Raw genomic sequence first — 11,851 nt, 5'->3', positions numbered from 1 at the left:
GCGCTGCTATGCTTGACTCCGTTGCAGCCCCAAGGAGTCTCGCATGTCCTGGTTTGCCCCCCGATACACCACGTTATGGCTGGCCGTCCTGGGCACCGCGGGCTTCGGCCTGCTGGCCGCGGACGACGCGGACTGGGGCATCCCGGCGCTGATATTCGCGGCGCTGCTGGCGCTGGGTATCGTCGATCTCCTGCAGCGCAAGCACGCCATCCGCCGCAACTATCCCATCCTGGGCAACCTGCGTTTCCTGTTCGAATTCATCCGTCCCGAACTGCGCCAGTACTTTTTCGAGGACGACACCAAGGCCGCGCCGTTCTCGCGCAACCAGCGCTCCATCGTCTACCAGCGCGCCAAGCAGGACATCGACAAGCGCCCGTTCGGCACCCAGGAAGACGTGTACGAACGCCGCTACGAATGGATCAACCACTCGATGGCCCCGGTGCACATCGAGAACTTCGATTTCCGCGTGGCGGTGGGCGGACCGGACTGTACCCAGCCCTACAGCGCCTCGATCTTCAACATCTCGGCCATGAGCTTCGGCGCGCTGTCCGCCAACGCGGTGACGGCGCTCAACACCGGCGCCCGCAAGGGCAATTTCGCGCACGATACCGGCGAAGGCGGCATCAGCCGCTACCACCGCGCGCCGGGCGGCGACCTGGTCTGGAACATCGGCTCCGGCTACTTCGGCTGCCGCGACGCCGACGGCCATTTCAGCGAAGAGGCCTTCGTGGCCAACGCCACCTCGCCGCAGGTGCGCATGATAGAAATCAAGCTGTCACAAGGCGCCAAGCCGGGCCACGGCGGCATCCTGCCGGGCGCCAAGGTCACGCCCGAGATCGCCGAGGCGCGCGGCGTGCTGGTGGGCGTGGACTGCAACTCGCCCTCGCGCCACGGCGCCTTCTCCACGCCCATCGGCCTGATGCAGTTCGTGGCGCGCCTGCGCCGGCTCTCGGGCGGCAAGCCCGTGGGCTTCAAGCTGTGCGTGGGCCATCCCTGGGAATGGTTCGCCATCGTCAAGGCCATGCTGCAAACCGGCATCACGCCCGACTTCATCGTGGTGGACGGCGCCGAAGGCGGAACCGGCGCGGCGCCCGTGGAATTCACCGACCACGTCGGCGTGCCGCTGCAGGACGGCCTCCTGCTGGTCCACAACACCCTGGTCGGCGTGAACCTGCGCGACCGGATACGCATAGGCGCCTCGGGCAAGATCATCACCGCCTTCGACATCGCGCGCACGCTGGCGCTGGGCGCCGACTGGTGCAACAGCGCGCGGGGCTTCATGTTCTCGCTGGGTTGCATCCAGGCCCAGGCCTGCCATACCGACCGGTGCCCCACGGGCGTCACCACGCAGGATCCGCTGCGGCAACAGGCGCTGGTGGTGCCGGACAAGGCCGAGCGGGTCTACAACTTCCACCGCAACACCCTGCGCGCCCTGAGCGAACTGGTGTCGGCCGCGGGCCTGGACCATCCATCCAAGCTGAGCGCCGAGCACATCGTGCGCCGGATATCGGGCAACGAAGTCAAGCTGCTGGCCAGCCTCTTTCCCTTCCTGAAGCGCGGCGAGCTGCTGGCCGGCACGCCGCCCTACGAGGTCTACCGGAAATACTGGCCCATGGCCCAGGCCGAGTCCTTCGAGGCCATGCTGCCCCAGACCCAGGCCGCTTCCTGACCGCGGCCGCCTACCCCTCGCTCCCCTTCCGGCCGCCCGGCAGGAAGGCAGCGACGGTCTCTGATGAGAATGAAAAAAGCCACCTGAATGAACGGTGGCTTTTTTCATGGCGTCGCAGCTACGGATATCAGGCTTCGGCCGTGACCGGGTTGCGCAGCAGGCCGACCTTCTCGATCTCGATCTCCACCACGTCGCCCGGCTTCATCCAGACCTGCGGATTGCGTGCCTGGCCCACGCCGGCGGGCGTGCCCATGACGATCACGTCGCCCGGCTCCAGGGTCAGCACTTCGGTCAGCAGCTCGATGGTCTCGGGGATGTCGAAGATCATGTCGCTGGTGTTGGCATCCTGCATGACCTGGCCGTTCAGGCGGCACTTGATCGACAAGCCCTTGGCGGCGGCAGGCAGCTCGTCGGCGGTGACCAGGTGCGGGCCGAAGGCGCCCGTGGCGTCGAAGTTCTTGCCGATGGTCCACTGCGGCGTGCGCTTCTGGTAGTCGCGCACCGAAATGTCGTTGAAGCAGGCATAGCCGAACACGAGGTCCATGGCCTGGTCGCGCTTGACGTGGCGGCCGGCCTTGCCGATCACCACGGCCAGCTCGGCCTCGTAGTCGAACTTGTCGGACACGCGCGGACGCACCGTGGGTTCGCCATGGGCCAGCAGCGAGGTGGCGCCGCGGAAGAAGAACCAGGGGTATTCGGGCTTGTCGCGGCCGCCTTCCTTGGCGTGGTCGAAGTAGTTCAGGCCCAGGCAGATGATCTTGCCGGGGCGGGGCACCACGGGCGCGTAGGCGATCGAGTCGGCCGGCAGGCGCGGAGCCGACGACGCGATGGCGGCCTTGGCAGCGGCCTGGAGGTCGACGCCGGCCTGCAGCGCGGCACCCAGGTCCGCCGGGACCTGCGGCTGGGCCTGGTTCAGGTCGATGATGCCGTCATCGGCCAGGACGCCCAGGCGCACGGCGCCATCTTTGCGGAAACTCACGAATTTCATCTCTAACTCCGATAGTGGGGTGAAAACGCGCGTGCCTGCACGCGCAAAGACGCCTGCCCCGCGGGGCGGTCATTCCTTCGGCTTCGCCATTTTATATACATTTTCTTGAAACGCAATTTTTTATACATATTTTCTTCCAAGACGGTGTTTTATACACTTTCATATAAAATCCACCGGCCGGCACCCACGCACGGCCGCCCCCGCAACGGGCTTCATGGAGTTCTCGTGGCTAAGACCCCCGCCCCACCGGCCGATCCCGGCGCCCCCGCCACCCTGGCCACCTCGCTGTACGACCGCATGCGCGCCGATCTGCTGGCGGGCCGGTTGCTGCCGCCCGGGCGCAAGCTGCAGATCGAATTCCTGAGCCATCACTACGGCGCCGGCCAGACCCCCGTGCGCGAGGCGCTGAACCGGCTGACCGCCGACGGCCTGGTGGAGCAGCGCGACCAGCGCGGCTTCGCCGTGGCGGCGGTCAGCCCCGCCGACCTGGTGGAGATCACCAATACCCGCTGCTGGCTGGAAGAGATCGCCCTGCGCAAGTCCATGGCATCCGGCTCCGCGCAATGGGAAGAGGACCTGGTCCTGGCCTTCCATCGCCTGTCCAAGACGCCACGCTCGCTGCGGGACGACCGCTTCGAGGCCAACCCGGAATGGGAACAGCGCCACCGAGCCTTCCACCGGGCGCTGATAGGCGGGTGCGGGTCGCGCTGGCTGATCGGCTTCTGCGAACAGCTGGCGGACCAGTTGTACCGCTATCGCCAGTTGTCGGTGCAGAAGATCTTCCCGGACCGTCCGATCCAGGCCGAACACGAGGCATTGATGGAAGCCATCACGGCGGGCGACGCCGATCGGGCCGTCGAACTGCTGACCGAGCACTACCAGAAGACCGCGCGGATCGTGCTGGATGACCCCGAGGCCTTCGAGGGATAGCCGGCCGCGCCGGCGCCCCCCTTTGATAAAATCCCCCATGGATCCGAACGAGTACCCTCCATGGTCTGGACGCCCCGAGTCACCGTCGCCGCCGTGATCGAGCGCGACGGCAAGTTTCTGGTCATCGAGGAAGACACCGGCGACGGCGTCAGGCTGAACCAGCCGGCCGGCCACCTCGAAGCCGGCGAGTCGCTCGAGTGCGCCGTCAGGCGCGAAACCCTGGAAGAGACCGCGCATCCCTTCGTACCGTCGGGATGGTTGGGCACGTACCTGTGGCGCCCCGAAGCCGCCGATGCGCCGACTTTCCTGCGCTTCGCTTTCGTGGGCGAGGCAGGCCAGCCGATTCCCGGCCGCGCCCTGGACGAAGGCATACGCCGCGCGTTCTGGATCTCCGCCGACGAACTGCGCGCCCGGCAGGCCGAGCACCGCAGTCCGCTGGTCATGCGCTGCGTGGACGACTATCTGCGCGCGCGGGCGTCGGGCCGGCCGTGGCTGGCGCTGGACGCGCTCTACACACATACGGCAATCGTGGATACGCATCATGGCAAGCAGTAAGGGACGCATCGTAGTGGGCATGTCCGGCGGCGTGGATTCGTCGGTCAGCGCCTGGCTGCTGAAACAGCAGGGCTACGAGGTGGTCGGCCTCTTCATGAAGAACTGGGAGGACGACGACGATTCCGAGTACTGCTCGACCCGCCAGGACTGGCTGGACGCCGCCAGCGTGGCCGACGTGATCGGCATCGACATCGAGGCGGTGAACTTCGCCGCCGAATACAAGGACCGCGTGTTCGCGGAATTCCTGCGCGAATATTCGGCCGGCCGCACGCCCAACCCCGACGTGCTGTGCAACGCCGAGATCAAGTTCAAGGCCTTCCTGGACCATGCCATGCGCATGGGCGCCGAACACATCGCCACCGGCCACTACGCGCGCGTGCGCCGCGTCGAGTCGGGACCGCAGGCGGGCCGCCATCAATTGCTCAAGGCCCTGGACGGCACCAAGGACCAGAGCTATTTCCTGCACCGGCTGAACCAGGAACAACTGTCGCGCACGGTGTTCCCGCTGGGCGAGATCCGCAAGACCGAGGTGCGGCGCATCGCTCATGAGCTTGGCCTGTCCAATGCCGCCAAGAAGGACTCCACCGGCATCTGCTTCATTGGCGAACGCCCGTTCCGCGAGTTCCTGAACCGCTACCTGCCCACCCAGCCCGGCCCCATCCTGACGTCCGAAGGCCAGCGCGTGGGCCGGCACGTCGGGCTGTCGTTCTACACGCTGGGCCAGCGCAAGGGCCTGGGCATAGGCGGCGTGAAGGGCCGCCAGCAGGAGGACGGCACCGCGGACGCCTGGTACGTGGCGAAGAAGGACCTGGCGTCCAACACGCTATACGTGGTGCAGGGCCACGACCATCCCTGGCTGCTGAGCCACGCCTTGCAAGCCCAGCAAGCCTCCTGGATCGCCGGCGAGCCCCCCGCCCCCGGCACCTACGGCGCCAAGACCCGTTACCGCCAACCCGACGCCGCCTGCACGCTGCAGCACGCCCAGGGCGAAGCCTTCGAGCTGGGCTTCCCCGAAGCGCAGTGGGCCGTCACCCCGGGCCAGTCCGCCGTCCTCTACGATGGCGAAGTCTGCCTGGGCGGCGGAATCATTGCCCTCCCCTCTTGCCCTTCGGGCGCCCGCTGAAGGGGGCGGCGCAAGGGGCTACCTCAACCCCGGCATGTCGAAGCCCAGTTCCTCCAGCTTGCCGATCAGCTCCGCCTCTTGCTCCCCCGGCAGCTCGGTCAACGGCGGCCGCACGGCGCGCCAGGCCTGGTCTTGCGCGAAATAAGAGATGATCGCCTTCAGCGCCGGGATCATCGAATACTTCTGCACCAGTTCGCGAGTCTGGGTGACCTTCTGCTGCAGCGCTTCGGCGTCGGGACCCTGCCAGTTGGCGTAGAGCTGGCTGATGGGACCCGGGTTGATGTTGCCGGTGGCCGTGATGCAGCCCTTGCCGCCCGCGCGCAGGCCGCGCAGCAGCAGTGTTTCGCTGGCGGGGAAGACGTCGAAGCCGGTCGAGGCGAAGGCGTCGATGACGGACTTGGAGTAGTTCCAGTCGCCGGACGAGTCCTTCAGGCCCACGACGGTGTCGGGATAGGCCTTGATCAGGCGCTCGATCAGCGGCAGCGAGATCGGCACCTGCGACACGGGCGGGATGTGATACAGGTAGACGCGCAGCGCCGAGTCGCCGACGTTCTCGATGACCTGGCTGTAGTAGCGGAACAGGCCCTCGTCGGGCACGCTCTTGTAGAAGAACGGCGGCAGCATCAACACGCCGGCCGCGCCGTGCTTGACGGCGGCGGCGGTCAGTTGCGAGGCCTCGGGCACCGAGCAGGCGCCGGTGCCCGGCATCAGCTTGGCGCCGGGGATGCCGTCGGCGACGAGCCTGCCCATCAATTCGATCTTCTCGGTGGCCGACAGCGAGTTGGCCTCGCTGTTGGTGCCGAAGATGGCCAGGCCGGCGCAGCCGCTGTCGAGCAGCCACTGGCAATGGCGGGCGAAGCGGTCGGCATCGGGCAGCATGTCGGGCTGGAACGGCGTGACGACCGGGGCAAGCAGGCCTTGCAGGCGGGGAGGTGCGGACATGTCTCTCTTCCTTCTTACGGGGGGTTGATCATTCATGGGGCTGGGCGCCACGTTGGTCGATGAAACGGCAACCCCTCCAGGGCACAGCGGATCCGGCTCCGCCGGGCCGCCAGTGCCGCCCCTCGAGGGGCGCGCGCAAGCGCGTAGGGGTGGGCTCCATCCTCAGTGGGCTTGGATGCGTTGCAGGCGGGCCATCGCGTTGCTCATGTGGGCATGGGCGGCCTGCCGGGCGGCTGCGGGGTCGTGCGCGGCGATGGCCTCGTAGATGGCTTCGTGTTCCATCGTGATGTCGGTCAGCCAGCCGGCCAGCTCGCAATTGCGGCGGCTGATGGAAAGCTGGTTGCGGGTATGGCGTTCCAGGAACTCGAAGAAATCGTCGTAGACCGGGTTGTTGGCGGCGCGCGCGATGGCCCGGTGGAACAGGATGTCTTCCTCGACCCCGTCGCCGCCGCGCAGGCTGGCCTGGTTCAGGACTTTCAACGCCTGGCGGATCTCCTTGACCTGCGCCGGGGTCGCGCGGGCGGCTGCCAGGGCGGCGGCCTCGGTCTCCACGCCTATCCGCAGCTCGAACACCTGCTGCACGACGGCGTTCGCCTCTTGCCGCTCGCCGCCGATGCGGAACGGCCGGCCCGCTGGTGTGGCCGCGACGAAGGCCCCCAGCCCCTGGCGCGTCGTGACCAGGCCATCGGACTTCAGGCGCGCGATGGCCTCGCGCACCACGGTGCGGCTGACGCCGAAATCGGCGGCCAGGCGTTCTTCGGTGGGCAGGCGGCTGCCGGCCTCGCGCTCGCCCGACACGATCTGCGTGGCGAGCACTTCGCTGAGCTGCTCGGCCAGGTTGCTGCTGCGCAAGGGAGTCGATGACATGCGAAGGCGTGACCGGGGAAGGTTCAAAGCACACATATTGCCCGGTTATCATACAACCCGTCAACCTGGGGACGGCCGCCGGCCGGTGCTGCCGGCCCTGCCCGGCGCGGCCGATTTGACCGGGCATGCTAGGATGCTCCGGGCGACGCGAGGGGAATCGCCACAGGCCGCGCAAGACGGCAACGCCCTTGCGTTCGACCGCCACAACGCAACGAGGAGAATCTCATGAAGATTGGGGTCCCGACTGAAATCCGGCCGGGGGAGACACGTGTTGCCGCAACGCCGGAAACCGTGAAGAAAATGTCGGCAGGCGGCAACCAGGTACTGGTGCAGGCCGGCGCCGGACGGCTGGCCAGCTTCCCCGACGAAGCCTATGCCGCCGCGGGCGCCACGCTGGTGCCCGATGCCGCGCAGGTCTACGCGCAGGCCGAACTGGTGCTGAAAGTCCAGGCGCCGCAGGAGTCCGAGCTGGCGCAACTGCGCGCGGGCCAGATCCTGCTGGGCATGCTGAACCCCTTTGACGCCGAAGGCCTGGAGAAACTCGCCGCCACCGGCGTGACCGGCTTCTCGCTCGAGGCCGCGCCGCGCATCACGCGCGCGCAAAGCCTGGACGTGCTGTCCTCGCAGGCCAACATCGCGGGCTACAAGGCGGTCATCGTCGCGGCCGACCACTACGGCCGCTTCATGCCCATGCTGATGACCGCCGCCGGCACCGTCAAGGCCGCGCGCGTCGTCGTGCTGGGCGCCGGCGTGGCGGGACTGCAGGCCATCGCCACCGCCAAGCGGCTGGGCGCGGTGGTCGAGGCCTCGGACGTGCGGCCCGCCGCCAAGGAACAGATCGAATCGCTGGGCGCCAAGTTCATCGACGTGCCCTACGAGACCGACGAGGAACGCGAGATCGCCCAGGGCGTGGGCGGCTACGCCCGGCCCATGCCGGCGGCATGGATGGCGCGCCAGGCGGCGCTGGTGGCCGAACGCTGCAAGCAGGCCGACATCGTCATCACGACCGCGCTGATCCCGGGCCGCCCCGCGCCCGTGCTCGTCAGCGAGGAAACCGTGGCCGGCATGAAGCCGGGCTCGGTCATCGTCGACCTGGCGGTGGAACGCGGCGGCAACTGCCCGCTGTCCCGGCCCGACCAGGTGGTCGAGGCGCACGGCGTGAAGATCGTCGGCTACACCAACCTCGCCGCGCAGGTGGCCACCGACGCGTCCGCCTTGTACGCCCGCAACCTGCTGGACTTCCTGAAGCTGGTGGTCGCCAAGGATGGCGCCCCCGCCATCCAGCGCGAAGACGAGATCGTTGCCGCCTGCATGGTGTGCGATGCCAACCGCGTGCTGAGGAACAAGTAATGGAACTCATCGACCACACCATCATCAACCTCATCATCTTCGTGCTGGCCATCTACGTGGGCTACCACGTGGTCTGGAACGTCACTCCCGCCCTGCACACCCCGCTGATGGCCGTCACCAACGCCATCTCCGCCATCATCATCGTCGGCGCCATGCTGGCCGCGGCGCTGACCGACACCGGCCTGGGCAAGGCCATGGGCGTGCTGGCCGTCGCGCTGGCCGCGGTCAACGTGTTCGGCGGCTTCCTGGTCACGCGGCGCATGCTCGAGATGTTCCGCAAGAAGCCCAAGGCCGCGCCGGCCGACGCCGCCAAGCAGGAGGCCCGCTGATGCTATCGCTCAACGTCGTCACCCTGCTCTACCTGGTCGCCTCGGTGTGCTTCATCCAGGCGCTCAAGGGCCTGTCGCACCCCACGACCTCGCGCATGGGCAATACCTTCGGCATGGTCGGCATGGCCATCGCCGTGCTGACCACCGCCGCGCTGATCGGCAAGCTTGCCGCCGAGCCGCTGGCCGGCCTGGGCTGGGTCGTGCTGGGCCTGCTGGTCGGCGGCACCGCCGGCACCATCATGGCCAAGCGCGTGGAAATGACCAAGATGCCCGAGCTCGTGGCCTTCATGCACAGCATGATCGGCCTGGCCGCGGTGTTCATCGCCATCGCGGCGGTGGCCGAGCCGCATGCCTTCGGCATTGCCGATCCGGGCATCCCCATTCCCACCGGCAACCGCATCGAGCTGTTCATCGGCACCTTCGTGGGCGCGATCACCTTCTCCGGATCGGTCATCGCCTTCGGCAAGCTGTCGGGGCGCTACAAGCTGCGCGTGTTCCGTGGCGCGCCGGTGGTGTTCGCCGGCCAGCACATGCTGAACCTGCTGCTGGCCGTCGTCATGGTCGGATGCGGCATCTGGTTCGCGGTCACCCAGGAGTGGACCCCGTTCGTCATCATGACGGCCATCGCCTTCGTGCTGGGCGTGCTCATCATCATCCCCATCGGCGGCGCCGACATGCCCGTCGTGGTGTCGATGCTGAACAGCTACTCCGGGTGGGCGGCGGCCGGCATCGGCTTCTCGCTCAACAACCCCATGCTGATCATCGCCGGCTCGCTGGTGGGCTCGTCGGGCGCGATCCTGTCCTACATCATGTGCAAGGCGATGAACCGGTCGTTCTTCAACGTGATCCTGGGCGGCTTCGGCGGCGACGCCTCGGCGGCCGGCGCGGCGGGCGAACAGCAGCAGCGCAGCGTCAAGTCGGGCAGCCCCGACGATGCCTCCTTCATGCTGACCAACGCCGAGACCGTGGTGATCGTGCCGGGCTACGGCCTGGCCGTGGCGCGCGCACAGCATGCGCTGAAGGAACTCACCACCAAGCTGACCGAGAAGGGCGTGAACGTGAAGTACGCGATCCATCCGGTGGCCGGCCGCATGCCGGGGCACATGAACGTGCTGCTGGCGGAAGCCGAAGTGCCGTATGACCAGGTGTTCGAAATGGAGGACATCAACTCCGAGTTCGGCCAAGTCGACGTGGTGCTGGTGCTGGGCGCGAACGACGTGGTGAACCCCGCCGCGAAGAACGATCCCAAGTCTCCCATCGCGGGCATGCCCATCCTCGAGGCCTACAAGGCACGCACCATCATCGTCAACAAGCGGTCGATGGCGGCGGGCTACGCGGGCCTGGACAACGAGCTGTTCTATCTCGACAAGACCATGATGGTGTTCGGCGACGCGAAGAAGGTCGTCGAGGACATGGTCAAGGCGGTCGAGTAGTACCCGCCGTCCTGCCGCCCTGAAAAAGCGCGCGCAGGACGGCAATCAACGCCATCGGCTGGTCCAGCATCAGGTAATGGTGGGCCTGTGGCACGACCACGGGCCCACGCCCATGCCGCAGATGCGCCACGATGCGCTCGGCGTCCTCCTGCCGGATGACACTGCTGAATTCCCCCCGCACGTAGTCCACGGGAATCTCCAGGCCGGCGAGCAGTTCCGACATGTCTCCCTCGTGCGGGCCCGGCGGCAGGTGGGGATCGAATTTCCACAGCCAGCCGCCCTGCTGCCGCCTGAGCGCATGGCGGGCGACGTGATCGACCAGGAACGCGTTGTCGCAGGGTTGCGGCGGCGTCAGCCGGTACCGGGCGCGCGCGCTGGCGAAGTCCGGATACGGTTCGAGCCGGGGACGCCTGGGCGGCGCGGCGTGGCTGGGTGGACTGTCGGCCAGGCGGCAGATGCTGTCCACCGCCACGACGTGCCGGATCCGGTCGGGAAAATCCGCGGCGGCGCGCAGGGCGCGTGCGCCGCCGAAGCTATGCCCCACCACGACCGCCGGCCCCAGCGCCGCATGCTCGATCACGGCGCCGATGTCGGCCGCGAAGCCCTGCGCGGTGTAGGCGGCACGGTGGCCGCTGTCGCCCATGCCCGACAAGTCCATGGACACGACCCGGAAGGCGTCGGCGAAGTACGGGGCGATGAAATCCCAGTAGCGGGCGTGCGCGCGGTAGCCATGCACGAACAACAGGCCGGGCTTGTGGGTGTGCTCGAGCCCCCAGGCCAGATAGTGCAGGCGCGCGCCATCGGCCATGACCCAGCATGATTCGGCCGGCCGGGCCATGGCGCGCAGATACCAGTCGGGTCCGGCCGAGGGCGCCGCCGCTTCGCTCGCCTGCACCGCTCAGTCCAGGCGGGCTCGGGGTTGCGCGCCGGCGGCATCGAGGACGGATGCATGGCGGCTGGACGCGGCGATGTCCAGGCGGGCCTGGGCGACCTCTTGCATATGCCGGGCGATGGTGGCGCGGCGCTCGGCCAGCACCAACCGCTTGGTCAGGCGATTGGCATGGAAGGAATTGCCTGCCAGCTTGCGCGCCAGCGCCAAGGCTTCGGCATAGGGATCGGCGGCGACCCGGTTCACCAGGCGGATGGCCTGCGCTTCTTCGGCCGAGTAGGCCCGGCCGGTCAGCATGATCTCGAGCGCGGCCGCTTCGCCCACCAGGCCGGGCAACGTGATGTCGCTGATGCCGGATAGCATGCCGTGTTCGACTTCGGGGAAGGACAGGCGCGCGTCCGGGCCGGCGATGCGCAGATCGCAATGGATGGCCAGCGTCAGGCCAAAACCGATGACATAGCCATGCAGGGCGGCGACCACGGGCTTGGTGAGTTCCACGCCCACGGACGGAATCGCGTTGGCCAGGATGTCGGTGCCGACGGTGCCGCCGGTCTCTTTCATCGCCTTGAAATCGGAGCCGGCCGAGAATGCCCGGGGGCCTGCCCCCCGCATCACCACGGCCCGGACCTCGTCACGCGCCTCGGCCTGCCGCCATATGTCCGCCAGCGCCTGCTTGTGCGCGGCGTCCAGCGCATTCAGCCGCTCGGGACGATTCAGCGTGACGACGAACACGCCATCGCCCATGCCTTCGAATTCGATGCTCATCGATTGCTCCG

Annotated in this window: 12 protein-coding genes; 7 read left to right on the top strand and 5 right to left on the bottom strand. The window is 67.8% G+C overall.

Annotated elements, in window-relative coordinates; translation table 11 throughout:
- Positions 1-43: 43 nt before the first annotated feature.
- Entirely contained in the window at positions 44-1,669 is a 1,626-nt protein-coding gene (locus R4823_RS06260) for an FMN-binding glutamate synthase family protein (RefSeq protein ID WP_338617955.1), read from the top strand.
- Between the two features lie 127 nt (positions 1,670-1,796).
- On the opposite strand, the gene R4823_RS06255 is transcribed toward R4823_RS06260, so the two are convergent.
- On the bottom strand, positions 1,797-2,657 hold the full coding sequence (locus R4823_RS06255; protein WP_087837046.1) for a fumarylacetoacetate hydrolase family protein: 861 nt from the start codon (positions 2,655-2,657) through the stop codon (positions 1,797-1,799).
- 225 nt (positions 2,658-2,882) lie between these two features.
- On the opposite strand from R4823_RS06255, the gene R4823_RS06250 reads away from it, so the two are divergent.
- From R4823_RS06250 to mnmA, 3 genes are read left to right on the top strand one after another with little or no spacing between them, the layout of a single operon-like run.
- A complete protein-coding gene (locus R4823_RS06250) occupies positions 2,883-3,587 on the top strand; it encodes an FCD domain-containing protein (protein WP_254914546.1) in 705 nt (234 codons plus the stop codon).
- A gap of 60 nt (positions 3,588-3,647) precedes the next feature.
- A complete protein-coding gene (locus tag R4823_RS06245; RefSeq protein ID WP_087837047.1) occupies positions 3,648-4,142 on the top strand; it encodes an NUDIX hydrolase in 495 nt (164 codons plus the stop codon).
- On the top strand, positions 4,129-5,265 hold the full coding sequence (mnmA, locus tag R4823_RS06240) for a tRNA 2-thiouridine(34) synthase MnmA (protein WP_087837048.1): 1,137 nt from the start codon (positions 4,129-4,131) through the stop codon (positions 5,263-5,265). The genes R4823_RS06245 and mnmA overlap by 14 nt, the downstream gene beginning before the upstream one ends.
- Positions 5,266-5,283: 18 nt before the next feature.
- Here mnmA and R4823_RS06235 read toward each other — a convergent pair whose 3' ends face one another.
- On the bottom strand, positions 5,284-6,207 hold the full coding sequence (locus R4823_RS06235) for a dihydrodipicolinate synthase family protein (RefSeq protein WP_087837049.1): 924 nt from the start codon (positions 6,205-6,207) through the stop codon (positions 5,284-5,286).
- A gap of 162 nt (positions 6,208-6,369) precedes the next feature.
- Complete coding sequence (locus R4823_RS06230; RefSeq protein ID WP_165963050.1) at positions 6,370-7,074, bottom strand: FCD domain-containing protein; 705 nt, start codon at positions 7,072-7,074, stop codon at positions 6,370-6,372.
- Between the two features lie 225 nt (positions 7,075-7,299).
- Between R4823_RS06230 and R4823_RS06225 the strand changes: the two genes are divergently transcribed.
- From R4823_RS06225 to R4823_RS06215, 3 genes are read left to right on the top strand one after another with little or no spacing between them, the layout of a single operon-like run.
- Positions 7,300-8,424 (top strand): Re/Si-specific NAD(P)(+) transhydrogenase subunit alpha, encoded by a 1,125-nt coding sequence (locus R4823_RS06225; protein WP_087837051.1) that lies wholly within the window; start codon positions 7,300-7,302, stop codon positions 8,422-8,424.
- Positions 8,424-8,753 (top strand): NAD(P) transhydrogenase subunit alpha, encoded by a 330-nt coding sequence (locus tag R4823_RS06220; protein ID WP_279816781.1) that lies wholly within the window; start codon positions 8,424-8,426, stop codon positions 8,751-8,753. The genes R4823_RS06225 and R4823_RS06220 overlap by 1 nt, the downstream gene beginning before the upstream one ends.
- Positions 8,753-10,186 carry an NAD(P)(+) transhydrogenase (Re/Si-specific) subunit beta gene (locus R4823_RS06215; RefSeq protein WP_087837053.1) on the top strand — a complete coding sequence of 478 codons (1,434 nt, stop codon included), beginning with the start codon at positions 8,753-8,755 and terminating at the stop codon, positions 10,184-10,186. Before R4823_RS06220 ends, R4823_RS06215 begins: the two co-directional genes overlap by 1 nt.
- Here R4823_RS06215 and R4823_RS06210 read toward each other — a convergent pair.
- Both R4823_RS06210 and R4823_RS06205 read right to left on the bottom strand, forming a co-directional pair.
- Positions 10,170-11,081: an alpha/beta hydrolase gene (locus R4823_RS06210; protein ID WP_207958590.1), complete on the bottom strand. Its 912-nt coding sequence runs from the start codon at positions 11,079-11,081 to the stop codon at positions 10,170-10,172. The two genes, R4823_RS06215 and R4823_RS06210, sit on opposite strands and share 17 nt — an antisense overlap.
- A 3-nt stretch (positions 11,082-11,084) precedes the next feature.
- Positions 11,085-11,840: an enoyl-CoA hydratase-related protein gene (locus tag R4823_RS06205; protein ID WP_338617952.1), complete on the bottom strand. Its 756-nt coding sequence runs from the start codon at positions 11,838-11,840 to the stop codon at positions 11,085-11,087.
- Between the last annotated feature and the right edge of the window lie 11 nt (positions 11,841-11,851).

Source organism: Pigmentiphaga sp. CHJ604 (assembly GCF_036972535.1).
GTDB classification, from domain to species: domain Bacteria; phylum Pseudomonadota; class Gammaproteobacteria; order Burkholderiales; family Burkholderiaceae_B; genus Pigmentiphaga; species Pigmentiphaga daeguensis.
Note: the sequence above shows the minus strand (reverse complement) of the source record. Positions and strands in the feature narration are given on the sequence as shown.

Bases quoted from the DNA above. Each gene is read 5' to 3' on its own strand.
- mnmA (WP_087837048.1), top strand. From the start codon at position 4,129: ATGGCAAGCAGTAAGGGACGCATCGTAGTGGGCATGTCCGGCGGCGTG.
- R4823_RS06205 (WP_338617952.1), bottom strand. From the start codon at position 11,840: ATGAGCATCGAATTCGAAGGCATGGGCGATGGCGTGTTCGTCGTCACG.
- R4823_RS06245 (WP_087837047.1), top strand. From the start codon at position 3,648: ATGGTCTGGACGCCCCGAGTCACCGTCGCCGCCGTGATCGAGCGCGAC.
- R4823_RS06255 (WP_087837046.1), bottom strand. From the start codon at position 2,657: ATGAAATTCGTGAGTTTCCGCAAAGATGGCGCCGTGCGCCTGGGCGTC.
- R4823_RS06230 (WP_165963050.1), bottom strand. From the start codon at position 7,074: ATGTCATCGACTCCCTTGCGCAGCAGCAACCTGGCCGAGCAGCTCAGC.
- R4823_RS06215 (WP_087837053.1), top strand. From the start codon at position 8,753: ATGCTATCGCTCAACGTCGTCACCCTGCTCTACCTGGTCGCCTCGGTG.
- R4823_RS06235 (WP_087837049.1), bottom strand. From the start codon at position 6,207: ATGTCCGCACCTCCCCGCCTGCAAGGCCTGCTTGCCCCGGTCGTCACG.
- R4823_RS06225 (WP_087837051.1), top strand. From the start codon at position 7,300: ATGAAGATTGGGGTCCCGACTGAAATCCGGCCGGGGGAGACACGTGTT.
- R4823_RS06220 (WP_279816781.1), top strand. From the start codon at position 8,424: ATGGAACTCATCGACCACACCATCATCAACCTCATCATCTTCGTGCTG.
- R4823_RS06260 (WP_338617955.1), top strand. From the start codon at position 44: ATGTCCTGGTTTGCCCCCCGATACACCACGTTATGGCTGGCCGTCCTG.